We start from the raw sequence: 18,051 nt of genomic DNA on the forward strand, positions 1-18,051 counted from the left end.
GTCGGGGTCCCCGGTCAGCCCCGCAGGAGGGCGTCGGCGAGGGTCTCCTGGAGCCAGGTGAGGAAGTCGTAGAGCGCGAGCGCGTGGAGCAGGGGGTCGTCGTCGGCGAGCGAGCCGGCCACCTGCTCGAGGAGGTCGAGGTCCTCGTCGGTGCGCAGCCCGAGCCGCTCGCCGAGGACGAGCCGCACGTCGGTGAGCGCGGTGAGGAAGGAACGGGCCTGGTCGGCGTCGAGGGTGACCCGGTCCTCGAGCCGCAGCAGCGTGGCCGAGGCCGAGAGCGCGCTGGCCTTCCGGTGGCGGAGGCCGCCCTCGGTGAGCCGGCGGAACTCCTGCGCGGCCTCGGGGTCCTCTCGGTGGGCCGGGGGCAGCAGCCGGTCGAGGGCGGGGTCACGCGGGCCGTCGTCCGCGGGTGTGGTCGGGCCGCCCCCGAGGTCGAGGCCGGCCACGAGGTCGTCGAACGCGGCGTCGCCGGTGCCCGGCGCGTCCGGCGGCTCGAGGAGGTCGTGCACCTGGTCCATGACCGTCGCGACGACCTCGCGCTCGTCGGCGTCCAGCGTCGCGACGTAGCGGCGGTCGGCTCCACGACCGCTGCGGCGGAACGCCTTCGCCATCAGGCGTCCTTCTGGAAGGTCGCCCAGAGACCGTAGGCGTGCAACGCCTCGGTGTCGGCCTCCATCGCCTCGCGCGTGCCGTTGGCCACGACCGCCCGCCCCTCGGTGTGCACCTGCATCATCAGCTTCTCGGCCTTGGCCCTCCCGTACCCGAAGTGCTGCTGCAGCACGTAGGTCACGTACGACATGAGGTTGACCGGGTCGTTCCAGACGATGGTCACCCACGGGACGTCGGAAAGGACGTCCTCGGCGGGGCGGACGACCTCCTCGGTCAGGGGTGCGAGCGACACGGCCCCAAGGATAGGGACCGCCCGCGACTCAGCCGCGCCCGCGGTCCCAGGACTGCGCGTAGACGCCGTCGTCGACGGCCCGGCCGCCCTCGCCGAGCTCCAGCGGGCGGAAGGTGTCGACCATGACGGCGAGCTCGTCGAAGTACTCGACGCCGATCGAGGCCTCGGACGCCCCGGGCTGAGGCCCGTGCGCGTGGCCGCCCGGGTGCACCGTGATCGAGCCCTTGCCGATGCCCGAGCCCTTGCGCGCCTCGTAGTCGCCGTCGACGTAGAACATGATCTCGTCGCTGTCGACGTTCGAGTGGTAGTACGGCACCGGGATCGACAGCGGGTGGTAGTCGACCTTGCGCGGCACGAAGTTGCAGATGACGAAGTTCCAGCCCTCGAACACCTGGTGCACGGGCGGTGGCTGGTGCACCCGTCCGGTGATCGGCTCGTAGTCGCGGACGTTGAAGGCGTACGGGTAGAGGCAGCCGTCCCAGCCGACGACGTCGAGCGGGTGGAACGGCAGCTCGTGGGCGGTGCCGACGATCCCGCCGGGCCCGTTCCCCCGGTGCTTGATGAGCACCTCGGACGCGTCAGTCGCCTTCTCCCCCACGTCCTCCGCGAGCAACGGGCCGTCGGGGACCCGCAGGTCGCGCTCGCAGTAGGGGGCGTGCTCGAGCAGCTGTCCGTACTTGCTGAGGTAGCGCTTCGGCGGTGCGATGTGGCTGTTGGCCTCGATGCAGTACGCCCGCAGCGGGTTCCTCGTCGAGCGCTTGGGGAGCCACCGGAGGGTCGTGGCCCGCGGGACGACGAGGTAGTCGCCCTCGGCGACGTCGAAGGCGCCGAACACGGTCTCGACCCGGGCCGCGCCACGCTCCACGTAGACGCACTCGTCACCGACCCCGTTGCGGTACCAGGGGCTGGGCGCGCCCGCGACGACGTAGGAGATGCGGACGTCGCCGTTGCCGAGCACGAGCCGTCGGCCGGTGACGACGTCGGTCGTGCGCACGTCCTTCGGGGTGAAGAGGTCGTGCAGCCGCAGGTGCCGCGGCGCGAGTGGGTGGTTGGGGGTCGTCGACTGGTCGGGCAGGGTCCACTCGCGGGCGGCCGAGACGGTCGAGGGGATGTTGCGGTGGTAGAGCAGGCTCGAGTCCGAGCTGAAGCCCTCCTCGCCCATCAGCTCCTCGTAGTAGAGCTCACCCTGCTTCCCGCGCCGGGCGGGACGGCGGTGCTGGGTGTGCCGCTTCGGGGGGATGCTGCCCATCGCCTGGTAGTGCGCCACGGTTGTCGTCCACCTCGCTGTGGTCTGGGGCCGGTCGGACCTTTCCGCCCCACCCTAGGCCCGGACGGTGGCACTGGCACGTGTGCCCGGTGCGGGTCCGGCAGGGTGGCCAGGTCTGTCCAACCGACCCGGGGAGGCACAGCACATCCTGTGCACTCGTCGGGAGAGGCCTCGCGGTCGGGCTCCGTGCCGAGCACGTGTCGGCGCGGTGGGACACGATGGGGGCATGACCTGGCTCGTCCCGCTGCTCTCCTTCGTCGGCGGCCTGGTCGGTGCGGGCGCGGCGGGCTGGGTGGCCCTGCGCGGTCAGCGCCAGGACGCCCGGATCCGGTTGGGCCAGCAGCTCGCGGAGGGTCTGCGTGGCCAGGAAGAGGTGGACCTGTCGCTCGCGCCGGGGGATGATGGAGACGTCGAGCAGGAGGAGGCGCCATGAGCACGGCCACCCAGCAGGGGGGGATGTTCCGGCTGCCCTCCTCGACCGTGCGGCTCGCCCGGGCGCTCGTCAAGGACGCCCGGCGGCGTGGCACCCGCGAGAACTCGCGGGTCGAGGACGCCGCGCGCACACCGCTGCCCGAGGACACCCGGCGCTGACCCCGTCCGTGGTGACCGGGGGGACACGATGACGGCCCGCGCCTTCCCGTACGTCCTCCACGTCGACCTCGACCAGTTCATCGCGGCCGTCGAGGTCCTGCGCCATCCGGAGCTGGCCGGCCGGCAGGTCGTCGTCGGCGGCCGCGGCGACCCCACCGAGCGGGCCGTCGTCTCGACCGCGTCCTACGAGGCCCGCGAGCTGGGCGTCCGGTCCGGGATGCCGCTGCGGCTCGCGGCCCGCAAGGCGCCGGACGCGGTCTTCCTCCCGGTCGACGGCCCGCACTACCTCGCGGCCTCCGAGGAGGTGTTCTCGGCGGTGCGCGACCTCGGGCTCGTCGTCGAGGTGCTCGGCTGGGACGAGGGGTTCGTCGGCGCCGACACCGACGATCCCGAGGCCCTGGCCCGCTCGGTCCAGGCGGCGGTCCTCGGACGCACCCGGCTGCACTGCTCGGTCGGGGTGGGCGACAACCGGGTCCGCGCCAAGATCGCGACGGACTTCGGCAAGCCGCAGGGCGTCTTCCGGCTCACCGCGGCGAACTGGGCCGAGGTGATGGGCGCTCGCCCGACCGCCGCGCTGTGGGGCGTCGGCTCCCGGGTGTCGGCGCGGCTCGAGAAGCACGGCATCCGCACCGTCGACGAGCTCGCGGCCGCCGACCCCGCGCTGCTCGTCGCGGAGTTCGGGCCGCGGATGGGCGCCTGGTACGGCTCGCTCGGGCGCGGGGAGGGCTCGGCCGAGGTCGACGACGCACCATGGGTCGCCCGGGGGCACAGCCGGGAGACGACCTACCAGCAGAACCTCGCCACCCCGGACGAGGTGCGCGACGCCGTCCGGGTGCTCACCGACCAGGTGCTCGAGGACGTGCGCCGCGAGGGCCGGCCGGTCGTCCGCGTCGGCCTGAAGATCCGGTACGCACCCTTCTTCACGGTCAACCGCAGCCGCAAGCTGCCGGCGACCACCTCGGAGGCGGCGCCCGTGCACGAGGTCGTGCAGGCCCTCCTCGCCGACCACCTCGAGGAGGGCCGCGAGGTGCGGCTGCTCGGCGTCCGGGCCGAGATGACGATGCCCAACGGAGGCGACGACCTCGAGCGCACGCCCGTCCGCGGTCGCGTCTGACCCTGCCCCCCGGCTCCCGTCAGTTCCCGTGGTCCGCGTCCTCGCCGTCGTCGCCCGGCACGTGCGCGTCCGGTCCGGCCGGGCCCTCCTGCACCGTCCCGGACTCCGCGTCCGGCTGGCCGGCGACCGCCTGGTCGTCGCTGACCGGGGTGTCGGCGTCCCCGTCGTCCATCCGCTGCACCTCGGACACCTGTCCGCCCTCGTCTCCACTCATCCACCGACCGTAGGTGCACCTCGGCACCCGGTCGGCCGGGAGGCGCGCACGAACGAGTGCCGCGTCGGGCCCCGCGCCGGCCCGCGCTAGGTTGGACGCCATGCCGACGACGCCGGAGCTGCTGCGCGCCCTCGTCGACGACGCCGCGGTCTTCCCCCCGGGCAACAGCCCGCTCCCGGACGCCGTCGAGGCACATGCGCACCACCGCCGGGCCGGGTACGGCGAGGCCGTCGGCCCGCTCCTCGTCCCGGCCGGCGCCGCCTCGGACCTGCTGGCCGTCCTCGACGCCGGCCGGTGGCCGTCCGCCGCGCCGCTCGACCTCGCCGTCGTGGCGCGCCCGGGTACGGACCCGACGGTGCTGCGCGACGGCCTCGCCGTGCTCGCCGCCGACCCCCGGGTGGACCTGCGCGGCGCCGAGCTCGGCTGGAGCCCGGACTGGCGCCGCCTCGACCTCCCCGGCGAGCTGCCCCTCGCCCTGGAGGTCCCCCGCCAGCGCGACGCCCAGGACACCGCGGTGGCCGACGTCCGGGCGGCGGTGGCCGAGGGCGACCCCGTCGTCGCGAAGTTCCGCACCGGCCCCACGCCGACGTGGCCCTGGCCCGCCGAGGACGAGCTCGCCGCCTTCCTCGTCGCGGCCACGTCCGCCCCGGTCCCGTTCAAGCTGACCGGCGGACTGCACCACGCGGTCCGCGGCAGCTACCCGGTCGACGGCGTGCCCGAGGAGAACCACGGCGTGCTCGACGTCCTCGTCGCCACGGCGGCCGCCCTCGAGGGAGCCCCGGTCACCGAGGTGGCGGGGCTCCTCGCCGTGCGAGACGCCGCGGCGCTGGCCGACCTCGTCCTCGCGTGGAGTCCCGGCACCACCCGGCGCGTGCGAGCCGCCTTCACCGCGTACGGCTGCTGCACCGTCACCGACCCCCTCGGCGAGCTCGCCGACCTCGGCCTGCCCACCACTCCAGAGCACCGGAAGGACACCGCGCCATGACCTGGCTCGACCTGCCAGCCGACCACCCCTTCGGCGTCCACAACCTCCCCTACGGCGTCTTCAGCACCGCCGGCACGACGCCGCGGGTCGGCGTCCGCGTCGGCGACGACGTCCTCGACGCCAGCGCGGTGGCCCGCATCGGGCGCGACGCGGTGGGCGTCGGCGACGGCCCCGACCTCACCGCGGCGTGGGAGCAGCCGAGCCTCAACCCGTTCCTCGCCCTCGGTCGTGACGCCTGGTCGGCGGCCCGCGCGTGGCTCACCGAGGTCCTCACCGATCCGGTCCACGAGGAGCGGACCCGCCCGCACCTCGTCCCGCTGGCCGAGGTGACGATGCACCTGCCGGTCGAGGTCGCCGACTACGTCGACTTCTACGCGAGCGAGCACCACGCGAGCAACGTCGGGCGCATCTTCCGCCCCGACTCCGAGCCCCTGACCCCGAACTGGAAGCACCTCCCGATCGGCTACCACGGCCGCGCCGGCACGGTCGTCGTCTCGGGCACCGACGTCGTGCGCCCGACCGGCCAGCGCAAGGCCCCCGCCGACGCCGCCCCCACGTTCGGCCCGAGCATCCGGCTCGACATCGAGGCCGAGCTCGGTTTCGTCGTCGGCGGCGCCACCACCCTTGGCGAACGGGTCGACCTCGCCGACGCCGACGAGCACCTCTTCGGCGTCGTCCTCCTCGACGACTGGTCCGCGCGCGACCTCCAGGCGTGGGAGTACGTGCCCCTCGGCCCGTTCCTCGGCAAGTCCTTCGCGACGAGCATCAGCGCCTGGGTCGTGACGACCGACGCCCTGCGGGCGGCCCGGGTGCCGCTGCCCGGCCAGGACCCGGAGCCCCTGCCCTACCTCGCCGGCGACGGCGCGTACGGGCTCGACGTCCACCTCGAGGTGGACTGGAACGGCACGGTCGTCTCCCGGCCCGAGTACCGCGAGATGTACTGGTCGCCGGCGCAGATGCTCGCCCACCTCACCGTCAACGGCGCGACGGTCCGCCCGGGCGACCTCTTCGGCTCCGGCACGGTCAGCGGGCCCGAGAAGGGTTCTCGCGGCTGCTTCCTCGAGCTGACGTGGAGCGGTCAGGAGCCCGTCACCCTCGACGACGGCAGCACCCGCACCTTCCTCGAGGACGGCGACACCGTGACCCTGCGCGCGACGGCACCGGGCCCGGACGGCACCGTCGTCGGGTTCGGCGAGTGCACCGGGACGGTGCGACCCGCCCGCTGAGTCAGCGGCGTCGCAGGACGACGACGGTGTCGGCGACCTTGTCGTGCAGTGCCTGGCGGCGCGGGTCGCGCAGCAGCCAGGCGGGGTCGACGACGGCGAGGACGAAGCCGAGCAGCCCCATCAGGGGGTTGAGCCGGAGCAGGTCGCTCACCACCCCGATGGCCTGCCGGCGCAGGGCCACCGTCACCGAGACGCGGCCCGGGGCGGACGCCGGGCGGACCACCGTCCCGAGGAGCATCTTGCCCGGGGTCGCGCCGCGCCAGACGAGGAAGAGCGTGGAGTAGACCAGCCCGACGCCGATCTGGATGAGCCCGACCGGCAGCGCGATGTCGGCGAGGGCGTTGGTCATCCCGGTGAGGTCGGGGCTGGTGTTGCCCTGGCCCAGCTGGGTGACGAAGTCGTCGACCGCCGCGACGTAGTCGCCGAGCAGCGGGAGGGAGGCGATGCCCGCGACGATGCCGGTGAGGATGGTGTCGACGACCCAGCCGAGGAGACGGCGCCACCACTCCGCGACGACGTCGCCGTCGGGCAGCCGCACCCCGCCGGGGGCGGGACGCTCCCACCCGGGCGGCGTGCTCCAGCCCTGCTGCGGGCCGAGGTCCGGATGAGCGGCGGGACCCTCGGGGGTGCTCGGCGGGACGGGTGCGGCGACCGGCTGCTCGGGCGGCGATGCCACGACCGGCGCCGGCTGCGGGTGCCGCGGTGTCGTGTGCGCGCTCCACACGACACCGTCGAAGTACCGGAGGAGGCTCGCGTCGTCGGGGTCCTCGTACCAGCCGGGGGCGCTCGGCGTCGTCATGCCCTCAGCGTCTCACGCGCTCCTGCGAGCCCCCTCCGTCGCCCCGCCCGGCGGCCGCGGCCCGTTGACCCGCCGCCGCACCGGGCGGACCATCGGGGGATGGCGCTGCGGCTCGGTCCCCACCTCATGTCCCTCCACTCCGAGCTCCTCTGGGAGCCGGTGACCCGCCGGGTCCGGGCCACCCGCGCCGGGACGCCGGTGCTCGACACGACCGACGCCGTCCTCGTCTGGGAGCCCCGACGCGTCGTCCCGGTGTACGCGGTGCCGCCGGGCGACCTGACCGCCGCCCTCGAGCCCTGCGACCCGGCGCCCGTGCCGCGCGAGCTGCCGCCGGTCCTCGGCCCGGTGAACTTCGGGTGGCACACGACCGGCGGCCGTTCCCACGACCTCGTCGTCGGCGAGGAAAGGCTGCCGGACACCGCGTTCGTCCCGGACGACCCCGACCTCGGCGGCCGGGTCGTCGTCGAGTGGGCCCCGTTCGCCTGGGTCGAGGAGGCCCAGCCGGTGACGGGGCACCCGCACGACCCGTTCAAGCGGCTCGACCTCCTCGAGAGCGACCGGCACGTCGTGGTCTCGCTGGACGGCCTCGTCCTCGCCGACAGCCGACGCGCGGTGGTCGTCCACGAGACGCACCTGCCGGCCCGCTGGTACCTCCCGGCCGAGGACGCTCGTCTCGACCTCCTCGATCCGAGCGCGTCCCGCACGACGTGTGCCTACAAGGGAGACGCGCGGTACTGGTCGCTGCCCGCTCGGGACGGCCGGCCGGGCGCCGAGGACGTCGCGTGGTCCTACCCGGACCCGCTGCCCGAGGCCGAGCGGCTGCGCGGCCTCGTCTGCTTCTACGCCGAGCGCACCGACCTGCGGCTCGACGGGGAGACGGTCCCGCGCCCGGTCACGCCGTGGTCCTCGCCCGCGGACCAGGCCCGCTCCTGACGCGCCGACGCCCGCCGGACGGGGTCCGGCGGGCGTCGCGGGGGCGGGTCAGAGGTTGCCGCGCTTGTCCTGCTCGCGCTCGATCGACTCGAAGAGCGCCTTGAAGTTGCCCTTGCCGAAGCCGAGCGAACCGTGCCGCTCGATGATCTCGAAGAAGACCGTCGGGCGGTCGCCGAGCGGGCGGGTGAAGATCTGCAGGAGGTAGCCGTCCTCGTCGCGGTCGACGAGGATCTTGCGCTTCTGCAGCTCCTCGATGGGGACCCGGACCTCACCGATGCGGGCCCGCATCTCGGGGTCCTCGTAGTACGCGTCCGGGGTGTCGAGGAACTCGACGCCCTCCTTGCGCAGCTCGTCGACGGTGCGCAGGATGTCGTTCGTCGCGAGCGCGAGGTGCTGGGCACCGGGGCCGCGGTAGAACTCGAGGTACTCGTCGATCTGGCTCTTCTTCTTGGCGATGGCCGGCTCGTTGAGCGGGAACTTCACCCGGTGGTTGCCGTTGGCCACGACCTTGGACATGAGCGCCGAGTAGTCGGTGGCGATGTCGTCACCGATGAACTCGGCCATGTTCACGAAGCCCATCACCCTGTTGTAGAAGGCGACCCACTCGTCCATCTTGCCGAGCTCGACGTTGCCGACGATGTGGTCGAGGGCCTGGAAGAGGCGCTTCGGGGCGCCCTCGCGCTTGACGAACGTCGACTCGGCGGCGACGTAGCCGGGCAGGTACGGGCCCTCGTACGTCTTCCCGTCGACGACCCGCTGGACGAGGCTGTGCCGGGTCTCGCCGTAGGTGGCGATGGCGGCCACGCGCACCGTGCCGTGCTCGTCGGAGAGGTTCTCGGGCTCCTGGAGGACGGTGGCGCCGGCGCGGCGGGCCTGCTCGACGCACTTGTCGACGTCGGGCACCTCGAGCGAGATGTCGACGACGCCGTCGCCGTGCGTCGCGTGGTGCTCGATGAGCGGGCTGTCCGGGGTGACCGCGCCCTTGACGACGAAGCGGATCGAGCCGGACTTGAGCACGAACGCCTTGTGGTCGCGGGTGCCGTTCTCGGGGCCGGCGTAGCCGACGAGCTCCATGCCCCACGCGCTCTGGTAGTAGTGCGCGGTCTGGGTGGCGTTGCCGACGACGAACACGATGGCGTCCCAGCCGGTGACCGGGAACGGGTCGGTGCTCTCGTCGTACTCGACGAGGCCGACGAGCTGCTTGAGCTGCTCGAGGTCGAGGTCGGCCTCGCGCTCGGTGTCGGTGAGGTCGAGGGGGCCGGCGGACGTCGTCGTCGTGTCAGTCATCCCGCCACTGTCGGTGGGGTGGACTGGATGTGCAACCAGACCACGACACGGTGGTCACGATGCGCACGGTGTTGCGTTCGGACCGCTCGACACTGGACGATGTGACCATGGCCAGACAGGATGGCGTGGACGCCCTCGACGCCCGGATCATCGCCCTCTTCACCGAGGACCCGCACGTCGGGGTGCTCGGTGCCTCGCGGCGCCTCGGGGTGGCCCGCGGCACCGTGCAGGCCCGCCTCGACCGGCTGCAGGAACGAGGGGTGATCCGCTCCTTCGCCCCCCAGGTCGAGCCGGCCGCGCTCGGGTACCCGGTCACGGCGTACTGCACGCTCGAGATCCGCCAGCGGCAGGGCCACGAACCGGTCGTCGCGCACCTGTCGGCCATCCCCGAGGTGCTCGAGATCCACTCGATCACCGGCGTCGGCGACCTCGTGGTGCGGGTGGCCGCGCGCGACAACGCCGACCTGGGCCGGATCATCGACGAGATCATCGACGACGTCCACGTGCTGCGCGCCAACACCGCCATCTGCCTCGTGACCCACCTCCCCCACCGGACCGGTCCGCTCGTCGCCGCCGCCGCCCAGCCGGATCGAGAGTAGAGAACACGCCGTGTGCGGCAGCCCGCACACGGCGTGTTCTCTCCTCTCGACGGGTTTCCCCGCGGCCGGTCAGCCGGTGATGACGACGTCCGCGCCGCCCGAGACGAGCTTCCAGTCGACCGAGGCGAAGCTCGGCGGGTCGATCTGGCCCTGTGCGGTCACCCAGTCGATGAGCAGCTGGCGGATCTCGACCTGCCGGTTGTAGACGACCGGGGCGGTCTTGACCCCGGGGAAGCCTCCGCCGCCGCTCTGCCGGTAGTTGTTGATCGCCACGACGAACTGGTCCGCGTCGCCCACGGCGACACCGTCGTACGCCAGCCCGACGATCCGCGAGCCGGCCGGCTGGCTGATGTCGATCGAGTAGGTCAACGCCTTGTCGAGGCCGCCCATGATGTCGTAGTTGTAGTCCGGCGTGCCGCCCGGCGCGGTGTCGGTGACCGCGTTGGTCACCTGGTCGGCGGTGAACGGGCCGGTGCCGCTGACCTGCTTGAAGTACCGGGCCGACCACTCGAGGTAGGCCTTGACCTCGGCGCCGGTCAGCGTGATGCCGAGCAGCGTGTTGTCGTAGATGTAGAGGCCGGCCACGTCGCGGACCGTCACCTCGCCGGCGGGGATGGCGGCGTCCTTGTTGAACGGCGCCGCGATCGAGAGCACCGGCAGGTCGGCCTGCGGCGTCCCGGCCAGCGCGTCCTTGACCGCCTGCCCCTGGACCAGGTTGATGAAGTCCATCGCCGCGGTGTCCTGGTAGCGCGAGGTCGAGGCGGACATCGCCTCGGTGCACGTGCCGATGGCCGAGTTGACGTAGCTGAGCACCTTCTCGTGGGCGGGGCGGACGAGCGCGGCGATCCTCGCGTCCTCGGGGACGGTGTTCGCGTTGAGCAGCGTCGCCGCGGACTTCGTGACCCGCCAGCGGCCGCGGACCATCTCGAGGTCGAGGTCCATGACGCTGACCCGCATCCCCCAGTAGAGGGGCTCGGAGAGGAGGACCGGCCGGCCGGTCTTCTCGTTGGTGACGAACTGCTGCGGGATCTCGACGTGCGCGTGCCCGACGAGGATCGCGTCGATGTCCGGGACCTGCGCGGCGAGGAGGCTGCTGGCGTTCTCCGGGTACGGCAGCGCGTCGCCGTAGCTCGAGGAGGTCGTCGCGCCGGAGTGGCAGGAGACGACGACGACGTCGGCGCCCTCGCGCTTCATCCGGGGCACCATGACCTTCGCCTGCTCGACGATGCCGGGGAACTTCACCTTGCCCTCGACGTTCGCGGCGTCCCAGATGGCCACGCCGGGGGTGACGAGGCCGAGGATGCCGACGGTGACCGGACGCTGGCCGCGGACCTTGACCCGCTTCAGGACGTAGGGCCGGAAGACCGGGCGGCCGGTGTTCCAGCCGACCGAGTTGGCCGACAGCAGCGGGTGGCGGCACTGGCGCTCGAAGGCCCGCAGGGTGTCCATGCCGTAGTTGAACTCGTGGTTGCCGAGCGCCGCGGCGTCGTAGCCGATGGCGTTCATCGCGGTGGCCATCGGGTGCTTGGCGCCGCGGGTGATCGGGTCGATCTTCGCGTAGTAGTACGCGAGCGGAGTGCCCTGGATGGTGTCGCCGGCGTCGAGCGTGAGGCAGCTCTCCGCGCCGCGCTCCTCGCGCATGGCCTTGATGAGGGTGGCCGCCTTGGCGACCCCGATCTGGTTGCCCTTGGCGTCGCTGTAGGCGGCGTTCGCGAAGTAGTTCCAGTTGTAGACGTTGCCGTGCAGGTCGGTCGTGCCGAGCACGGTGACCCGGGTGCGCGCGGGGCGGTGGCCGTGGTGGTCGTGGTGGTCGTCGTGGCCGTGGTGCTCGTCGGCCAGCGCGGAGGGGGCGGCGAAGAGGCCGGCGCCGCCGACGGCGGCCATGGCGAGCAGCTGGCGGCGGGTGGTCGGGGAGAAGGAGGATGAGTCGGTCACGGGGCTGGACGCTAGTCCCGTCCGGCCCGGAACGCGCGTCCGGGAGCGGGCGCCTTCACGGCGACCGCGTGAACGCTGAGAAACCGCTCAGCGGCGGCCGACGAACCAGTGCCGGATCCTCGCGATGCGCTCGGTCACCTGCTCGCTCGTGGCGGACGCCAGCTCCGGGCCGCCGCAGGCCCGTCGCAGCTCCAGGTGCACGGTGGCGTGCGGGGCCCCGGTCTTGCTCGAGTACGCGGCGACGAGCTTGTTCAGCTCCTTGCGCTGGGCCGCGAGCGCCCGGTGCTGGGCGACCGGCGACGGTCCCTGCGGCTCCCGGGTCCGGCCGCCCTTGGCCTGCCTGGCCTGCCGCTCGTGGAGGAGGGTCGCGACCTGGTCGGGTTCGAGCAGCCCGGGCAGCCCGAGGTAGTCCTGCTCCTCCTCGGAGCCGACCGCAGCGTGCAGGCCGAACTGCTTGGCGTCGAAGAGGACGTGGTCGAAGTGCGCGTCGGACTCCAGTGCCTCGAAGCGGCTCTCGTCCTCGAGCCCGAGGGTGCGCTCGGTGCGGTTGGCCGCCGCGATCAGCCCCTCCTCCTCGGCCCACAGCGACGCCTCGTCCTCGTCGCTGCTCGGGCGGTCGAGGGCGTGGTCGCGCTCCTCCTCCATCGTCGCGGCCAGCTGGAGGACGACCGGGACCGACGGGAGGAAGACCGAGGCGGTCTCGCCGCGCCGGCGGGCCCGGACGAACCGGCCGACCGCCTGCGCGAAGAACAGCGGTGTCGAGGTGGAGGTGGCGTAGACCCCGACGGCCAGGCGCGGCACGTCGACGCCCTCCGAGACCATCCGGACGGCGACCATCCACCGGGTCTCGGACGCCGCGAACTGCTCGATGCGCGCGCTGGCGCCGGCGTCGTCGGAGAGGACGACCGTCGTCTCCTCCCCCGTCACCGCGGTGAGGATCTTCGCGTAGGCCCGCGCCGCGCTCTGGTTCGACGCGATGACGAGCCCGCCGGCGTCCGGGACGTGCCGGCGCACCTCCGACAGCCGCTTGTCGGCGGCGGCGAGCACCGAGGGGATCCACTCGCCCCGGGGGTCGAGCGCCGTGCGCCAGGCGTGCGCCGTCTGGTCCTTGGTCAGCGGCTCGCCGAGCCTGGCCGCGACCTCGTCGCCGGCCTTGGTCCGCCAGCGCATCGCGCCGCCGTAGGCGAGGAAGAGCACCGGCCGCACCACCCCGTCGCGCAGCGCCGCGGCGTACCCGTACGTGTAGTCCGAGGCGGAGCGGAGGATGCCGGCCTCGTCCATCTCGTAGCGCACGAACGGGATCGGGTTGGTGTCGGAGCGGAACGGCGTCCCGGTGAGCGACAGCCGCCGGACCGCGGGCGAGAACGCCTCGCGGATGCCGTCGCCCCACGAGCGGGCGTCGCCGCCGTGGTGGATCTCGTCGAGGATGACGAGGGTGGGAACCGACTCGGTGCGGCGCCGGTGCAGGCCCGGGTTGGTCGCCACCTGGGCGTAGGTGAGCGCGACGCCGTCGTACTCGCTCGACTGCACGCCGGTCGAGTTGGAGAACCCGGGGTTGAGCTGGATGCCGACCCGGCCGGCGGCGTCGGCCCACTGGGTCTTGAGGTGCTCGGTCGGGGCGACGACGGTGACCGCGCGCACGAGGCCGCGGTCGAGCAGCTCGGTGGCGATCCGCAGCGCGTACGTGGTCTTGCCCGCGCCCGGGGTCGCGACGGCGAGGAAGTCGGTGGCCTCGCGCCCGAGGTAGGCGGCGAGGGCCTCCTCCTGCCAGGCACGCAGCTTGGCCGCGGTACCCCACGCGGCCCGCTCGGGGTAGGCGGGAGGCAGGTGTCCGGCGGCAGAGGTACTCATGGGCGACGGCCACGATAACCGGCGCCGTGCCGACACACCGAAGGCCCCGACGGAACTCGTCGGGGCCTTCGGGATGTGCTAGCGGACACCGGAGTCCGCGGATGCGCGGTCAGCCGCGGTACGTGGTCCAGAGGCTCTGCGCCCGGGCCACCTGGCCGCTCGTGAAGGTGTTCATGCACGAGTCGTCGGTGTAGTCCATGAAGTTCTTGATCGGGTCGGTGCCGGGGGCGGAGCAGGTGTCGCGACCGGTCGGGCAGCCGTAGGCCGGCGAGGCCTCGGCCGGGGTGTCGTCGACGTAGTCACCCTGGCCGCTGCACCCACCCTGGAAGGTGTGGTAGAGCCCGAGCCAGTGGCCGATCTCGTGGGTCGCGGTGTCGCCCTGGTTGTACGGGGCGGCGCTGCCGCCGGGCAGGCTCTCGTCGAGCATGACGACGCCGTCCATCGGGTCGGTCTGCGACTTCGGGAAGGTGGCCCAGCCGAGGAGGCCGCCGCCGAGGTCGGCCGTGTAGAGGTTGAGGTCGCCCTTGCCGCCGACGTGCAGCGCGTTCTTCATCTGCCGCTCGGCCGAGGTGCCGTCGGTGATCCCGTTGTACCAGGAGGCGTTGTCGGTGTAGTCGGTGCTCACCGTCCGGAACGAGAAGCCGGTGCCCGCGTAGGCGTTGTTGAGCACCGAGATCTGGCCGGCGAGGTCCGACGCGCTGAGGTTGCCCGCGCTGCCGTCGGTGATGACGTGCCAGTGCACCGGGATGGTCGTCGCGGAGAAGGTCGCCCCCTTCTTGCGGGAGGTCGGGTCGACGCCCTTGGCCTTCATGTCGCGCTCGAAGCGGGCGTTGAGCGACGCCGCCTGCGCCGCGGTCAGCTCGTGCGGGTCCTGACGGTTCGGGCCGCTCGCGTGGCGTCCGCCGACGGCGGCGGAGTGGGTCTCGCAGGACGCGGCGCCGGCCTGGACCGCATCACCGGCGATCGGTCGGGCCTGGGCGGAGGCGAGGGGCAGGACGGATCCGGCCACACCGAGGGTGAGGGCAGCCAGGGCCGTGAGGGAGCGAGTACGCATGGGCGTCCTTCCGAGACGGTCTCGCCCGGCCGGGTCGGCCGGGGCACCCGCAGGACGCTAGGCGGGCGCCGGGACGCGTGGGTCAGACCGACGTCAGGGTTGGGTAAGACCTCGTCGTCGCGCGCTACTCCTCCGACGCAAGAGGTGGGTCAGGCGCCGGTCAGGGTTGGTCAAAATGTCCCGGGCTCGGCGTGACCGGGGTCACTCGCCGCCGTCCTCCGGCGGGCGCAGGCCCTCGTAGATCTCCTTGCACGTCGGGCACACCGGGAACCGCTGCGGGTCGCGGCCGGGCACCCAGACCTTGCCGCAGAGCGCCGTGACCGGCTCCCCCGAGAGGGCGCTCTCGAGGATCTTCTCCTTGCGGACGTAGTGCGCGAACCGCTCGTGGTCCCCCGGCTCCGCGACCTGCGGGACGGTCTCGGTGCGCTCGAGGACGGCCGTCTGCGTCTGCGGACCGCCGGGCTCGTCGGCCGGACCGTTCGGGTCGCTGGGCGGCGGCATCGTCTCGCTCATGCGCCCGAGCCTACGCCGCGGGCCGGGGAGCCTCAGTTGAGCGCCGGGTCCGGCGGGAACCACGCCATCCAGCGCAGCGGCTCCGGCTGCCGGCGCAGCACCCGCTGCCAGAGGTCGTCCGGGCGGTCGGTGAAGGCGTCGCCGCCCTCGGCGTCGACGACGTACCAGGATCCCGTCACCAGCTCCTCCTCGAGCTGGCCCGGCGACCAGCCGGCGTACCCCGCGAAGATCCGCAGTGCCGACAGCTCGGGCGTGACGAGCGGCGGCGGGGTGTCGAGGTCGACGAGCGCGACGGCCCCGAAGAGCCGCCGCACCCCCCGGGGCTCCGGGGAGTCGCCGGGCACGGCGACCAGGCCCAGCGCGGAGTCGAGCTGGACCGGCCCGCCCTGGAACATCGTCCGCGGACGGCTGGCGTGCTCCTCCCAGCCGGGCAGCACCGCGTCGATGCCGGCCTCGATCGGCCGGTTGAGCACGAGCCCCTGGGCGCCGTCGTCACCGTGGTGCAGCACGAGGACGACGCTGCGCCGGAAGACCCCCTCCTCGATCTGCGGGGTGGCGACGAGGAGGCGACCGGTCGTCGGGGACGCGCTCACGCGCCCATTCTGCCCCCGCGACCGCGCGGCGGGCGGCCACCTCGACCACCCGGGCGGGGACCGCCGCGACGCGGGCCGCCCCGGCCACCCCGACCCCGCTGGGGGGCCTCGAGCAGCGGGCGCCACACCTCGTCGGGCACCGGCACGCCGCTCGGGGCGACACCGCCGAGCGCGGTGACGACCGGGTCGCCGGGCGCGACCTTGGCGGTGATCGCCTCGGCGCCGGCACCCTCGATGATGCGGGTGACCATCTTGCGCTGGTGCGGGAGCGCGAGCATGACGACCGCGCCCTCCTCACCGGCCCGCGCCGTGCGGCCGGCCCGGTGCAGGTAGTCCTTGTGGTCGGTGGGCGGGTCGACCTGGATGACCATCCCGATGTCGTCGACGTGGATGCCGCGCGCGGCGACGTCGGTGGCGACGAGGACCGGCATCCGGCCGTCGCGGAAGGCCCCGAGCACGCGGTTGCGGACGTTCTGCGAGAGACCGCCGTGCAGCGCCGCCGCCAGGACGCCGCGGCCGCGCAGCTCGCCGGCGATGCGCTCGGCCCCGAGCTGGGTGCGGGCGAAGACGACCGACCGTCCGGCGCGGCCGGCGAGCTCGGCCGTGAGCGCCTTCTTGTCCTGCGGGTCGATGAGCAGCACGTGGTGGCTCATCGTCGTGACGGCCGCCTGGGCGTCGTCGGTCGAGTGCGTGACCGGGTCGACGAGGTACCGCTCGACGAGGGTGTCCACCCCGCGGTCGAGGGTCGCCGAGAAGAGGAGGCGCTGGCCGCCGTCGGGCACGGCGTCGAGGATCGCGGTCACCTCGGGCACGAAGCCCATGTCGGCCATGTGGTCGGCCTCGTCGAGGATGGCCACCTCGACCCCGCCGAGGTCGACGGCGCCGCGGTCCATGAGGTCGACGAGCCGGCCCGGCGTCGCGACGAGCAGGTGCACCCCGCGCTGGAGGCTCTTGATCTGCGGCTCGTAGGAGAGGCCGCCGGCGACGAGGCGGTGGGTGATGCCGGTGACGTGGACGAAGGGCTCGAGGGCATCGCTCACCTGCATCGCGAGCTCTCGCGTCGGGACGAGGACGAGCGCCTTGGGCCGCCTGGGCTCCGGCCGCCCGCCCGCGGCGAGGCGGGCGATCGTCGGCAGGCCGAAGGCCAGGGTCTTGCCCGAGCCGGTGCGACCCCGGCCGAGGACGTCGCGACCGGCGAGCGCGTCGGGGATGGTCGCGGCCTGGATGGGGAAGGGTTCGGCGATGCCGTCGCGCGCGAGGCGCTCGACGATGCGCTCGGGCAGCCCGAGGGCGGCGAAGCCGTTGTCGGCGGTGACCTCCTTCGGGCCACCGGCCGCGGTGGAGCGGTAGGTGGTCCAGGTGTCGGCCTCGGCGCGTTCGGCCTCGGCGTCCTCGACGGTGCGGGGCTGCTCGTCCCGCTCCCAGGGGCGCTCGGCGTGGCGGCCCTCGTGGCGGTCGCGGCGCACCGGGTCGGCGACGCGGGGGGTGCGCTCACGGACGGGACGGTCGCCCCGCTCGCGACGCGGGCGCTCGTCGTGCGGGCGGTGGACGTGCCGCTCCTCACGGTCGGACACCCACCGGCGCGGACGGTCCTCCCGCTCGACCCGCGGACGGTCCTCGCGTCGCGGGCGGTCGTCCCGCTCGACCCGCGGCCGGGCGCCACGGTCGTCACGACGCGGCCGGTCGTCCCGTTCGAACCGCGGACGCTCCTCGCGGCGGGGACGGTCGTCCCGCTCGAACCGCGGACGCTCCGCGCGACGGGGACGGTCGTCCCGCTCGGCCCGCGGCCGGGCGCCACGGTCGTCACGACGCGGCCGGTCGTCCCGCTCGCGCCGGTCGGCGCGGGCCGGGCGGTCACCACGGCGCGGGTCCTCGCGGTCCCAGCGGGGCGAGCGCTCGGCGCGCGGGCGCTTGCTGCGCTCGCCGTCGCGGGTGGTCTCGGCGGCCGGGCCGCGCGAGCCCTGGCCGCGGTGGGGCTTCTTGGGCCCCTTGCGGGCCTCCGCCTTCTGGGCAGCGGTCCAACGGGCCTTCGGCCCGGATGCCTTCTTGGGCATGGGGGTGTTCACCTGTGCTTCGTCATCGGGAGGACGTTCGGACAGACACGTCGTCGGCCGGTGGCGAAACAGCGAGTACAACGAGTCTCCGGACCAGCAGTGGTCCTGGGCGGCCGGTTCGGACCCAGGGGGCGT

General features: G+C 73.7%; 19 protein-coding genes. 7 read left to right on the top strand and 12 right to left on the bottom strand.

Annotation, left to right across the window (positions count from 1 at the left end):
* Positions 1-14: 14 nt before the first annotated feature.
* Genes PKA89_RS02700 through PKA89_RS02710 form a run of 3 tightly spaced genes read right to left on the bottom strand, consistent with a single transcriptional unit; the run spans position 15 to position 2,168 of the window.
* Complete coding sequence (locus tag PKA89_RS02700; protein ID WP_324416348.1) at positions 15-611, bottom strand: DUF2017 domain-containing protein; 597 nt, start codon at positions 609-611, stop codon at positions 15-17.
* Positions 611-901 (bottom strand): ATP-dependent Clp protease adapter ClpS, encoded by a 291-nt coding sequence (clpS, locus tag PKA89_RS02705; RefSeq protein ID WP_324416350.1) that lies wholly within the window; start codon positions 899-901, stop codon positions 611-613. Before clpS ends, PKA89_RS02700 begins: the two co-directional genes overlap by 1 nt.
* A 28-nt stretch (positions 902-929) precedes the next feature.
* The gene (locus tag PKA89_RS02710) at positions 930-2,168 is read right to left on the bottom strand and encodes a homogentisate 1,2-dioxygenase domain-containing protein (protein WP_324416351.1); all 1,239 of its coding nucleotides are present in this window, start codon (positions 2,166-2,168) and stop codon (positions 930-932) included.
* A gap of 226 nt (positions 2,169-2,394) precedes the next feature.
* Between PKA89_RS02710 and PKA89_RS02715 the strand changes: the two genes are divergently transcribed.
* From PKA89_RS02715 to PKA89_RS02725, 3 genes are read left to right on the top strand one after another with little or no spacing between them, the layout of a single operon-like run.
* The gene (locus PKA89_RS02715) at positions 2,395-2,601 is read left to right on the top strand and encodes a hypothetical protein (RefSeq protein ID WP_324416352.1); all 207 of its coding nucleotides are present in this window, start codon (positions 2,395-2,397) and stop codon (positions 2,599-2,601) included.
* Positions 2,598-2,759 (top strand): hypothetical protein, encoded by a 162-nt coding sequence (locus tag PKA89_RS02720; protein ID WP_324416354.1) that lies wholly within the window; start codon positions 2,598-2,600, stop codon positions 2,757-2,759. The genes PKA89_RS02715 and PKA89_RS02720 overlap by 4 nt, the downstream gene beginning before the upstream one ends.
* Positions 2,760-2,787: 28 nt before the next feature.
* The gene (locus PKA89_RS02725; RefSeq protein ID WP_324416356.1) at positions 2,788-3,873 is read left to right on the top strand and encodes a DNA polymerase IV; all 1,086 of its coding nucleotides are present in this window, start codon (positions 2,788-2,790) and stop codon (positions 3,871-3,873) included.
* Positions 3,874-3,892: 19 nt separating this feature from the next.
* Here PKA89_RS02725 and PKA89_RS02730 read toward each other — a convergent pair whose 3' ends face one another.
* Positions 3,893-4,087 carry a hypothetical protein gene (locus tag PKA89_RS02730; protein ID WP_324416358.1) on the bottom strand — a complete coding sequence of 65 codons (195 nt, stop codon included), beginning with the start codon at positions 4,085-4,087 and terminating at the stop codon, positions 3,893-3,895.
* A gap of 100 nt (positions 4,088-4,187) precedes the next feature.
* Between PKA89_RS02730 and PKA89_RS02735 the strand changes: the two genes are divergently transcribed.
* Both PKA89_RS02735 and fahA read left to right on the top strand, forming a co-directional pair.
* On the top strand, positions 4,188-5,072 hold the full coding sequence (locus PKA89_RS02735) for a hypothetical protein (protein WP_324416360.1): 885 nt from the start codon (positions 4,188-4,190) through the stop codon (positions 5,070-5,072).
* Entirely contained in the window at positions 5,069-6,298 is a 1,230-nt protein-coding gene (fahA, locus tag PKA89_RS02740; RefSeq protein ID WP_324416362.1) for a fumarylacetoacetase, read from the top strand. The genes PKA89_RS02735 and fahA overlap by 4 nt, the downstream gene beginning before the upstream one ends.
* A gap of 1 nt (position 6,299) precedes the next feature.
* On the opposite strand, the gene PKA89_RS02745 is transcribed toward fahA, so the two are convergent.
* Positions 6,300-7,097, bottom strand: a complete 798-nt coding sequence (locus PKA89_RS02745) for an RDD family protein (protein WP_324416364.1) — start codon at positions 7,095-7,097, stop codon at positions 6,300-6,302.
* Between the two features lie 99 nt (positions 7,098-7,196).
* On the opposite strand from PKA89_RS02745, the gene PKA89_RS02750 reads away from it, so the two are divergent.
* Complete coding sequence (locus tag PKA89_RS02750; protein ID WP_324416366.1) at positions 7,197-8,030, top strand: DUF427 domain-containing protein; 834 nt, start codon at positions 7,197-7,199, stop codon at positions 8,028-8,030.
* Between the two features lie 48 nt (positions 8,031-8,078).
* Here the strand turns inward: PKA89_RS02750 and hppD are convergent, their stop codons facing one another.
* The gene (hppD, locus tag PKA89_RS02755) at positions 8,079-9,317 is read right to left on the bottom strand and encodes a 4-hydroxyphenylpyruvate dioxygenase (protein ID WP_324416368.1); all 1,239 of its coding nucleotides are present in this window, start codon (positions 9,315-9,317) and stop codon (positions 8,079-8,081) included.
* Positions 9,318-9,424: 107 nt separating this feature from the next.
* On the opposite strand from hppD, the gene PKA89_RS02760 reads away from it, so the two are divergent.
* Positions 9,425-9,916 carry an Lrp/AsnC family transcriptional regulator gene (locus tag PKA89_RS02760; protein WP_324416370.1) on the top strand — a complete coding sequence of 164 codons (492 nt, stop codon included), beginning with the start codon at positions 9,425-9,427 and terminating at the stop codon, positions 9,914-9,916.
* A 69-nt stretch (positions 9,917-9,985) separates the two neighbouring features.
* On the opposite strand, the gene PKA89_RS02765 is transcribed toward PKA89_RS02760, so the two are convergent.
* The 6 genes from PKA89_RS02765 to PKA89_RS02790 all read right to left on the bottom strand — a co-directional run bounded on the left by PKA89_RS02765 (position 9,986) and on the right by PKA89_RS02790 (position 17,928).
* Positions 9,986-11,851 (bottom strand): 5'-nucleotidase C-terminal domain-containing protein, encoded by a 1,866-nt coding sequence (locus tag PKA89_RS02765; RefSeq protein WP_324416372.1) that lies wholly within the window; start codon positions 11,849-11,851, stop codon positions 9,986-9,988.
* An 87-nt stretch (positions 11,852-11,938) separates the two neighbouring features.
* Entirely contained in the window at positions 11,939-13,702 is a 1,764-nt protein-coding gene (locus tag PKA89_RS02770) for a DEAD/DEAH box helicase (RefSeq protein WP_324416374.1), read from the bottom strand.
* A 109-nt stretch (positions 13,703-13,811) separates the two neighbouring features.
* Entirely contained in the window at positions 13,812-14,756 is a 945-nt protein-coding gene (locus PKA89_RS02775; RefSeq protein WP_324416376.1) for a zinc metalloprotease, read from the bottom strand.
* Between the two features lie 201 nt (positions 14,757-14,957).
* Positions 14,958-15,269 carry a DUF3039 domain-containing protein gene (locus PKA89_RS02780; RefSeq protein ID WP_324416378.1) on the bottom strand — a complete coding sequence of 104 codons (312 nt, stop codon included), beginning with the start codon at positions 15,267-15,269 and terminating at the stop codon, positions 14,958-14,960.
* Positions 15,270-15,301: 32 nt separating this feature from the next.
* The gene (locus PKA89_RS02785) at positions 15,302-15,862 is read right to left on the bottom strand and encodes a YqgE/AlgH family protein (RefSeq protein ID WP_324416380.1); all 561 of its coding nucleotides are present in this window, start codon (positions 15,860-15,862) and stop codon (positions 15,302-15,304) included.
* Complete coding sequence (locus PKA89_RS02790; protein WP_324416382.1) at positions 15,859-17,928, bottom strand: DEAD/DEAH box helicase; 2,070 nt, start codon at positions 17,926-17,928, stop codon at positions 15,859-15,861. Before PKA89_RS02790 ends, PKA89_RS02785 begins: the two co-directional genes overlap by 4 nt.
* Positions 17,929-18,051 lie beyond the last annotated feature (123 nt).

It is taken from the genome of Phycicoccus sp., from assembly GCF_035325325.1.
Taxonomy (GTDB): Bacteria; Actinomycetota; Actinomycetes; order Actinomycetales; family Dermatophilaceae; genus Phycicoccus.